This window comes from Clostridia bacterium (assembly GCA_036654455.1).
Lineage (GTDB): Bacteria > Bacillota > Clostridia > Christensenellales > CAG-314 > JAVVRZ01.
Genome location: JAVVRZ010000034.1, coordinates 261 through 505, shown reverse-complemented (window position 1 = coordinate 505; position 245 = coordinate 261).

Here is a 245-nt window from a genome sequence, read left to right as displayed (position 1 = left end):
TGTTTTTTTAGATTCTAATCATTTGCCAACTAGAAGAAGTCATAAAAATTGTAGATTTTTAAAAAAATCGTACTATCGTACGTCTTATTCTTAGTTTACATTTGCAGTCTTTGTTCAGTTTTCAAGGTACATTGCTTTAGAAAGTGTCTTTCACGTATTCTCTTACCGTTATGATAAGAAAATGGTGGGCTCAAATGGACTCGAACCATCGACCTCACGATTATCAGTCGTGCGCTCTAACCACC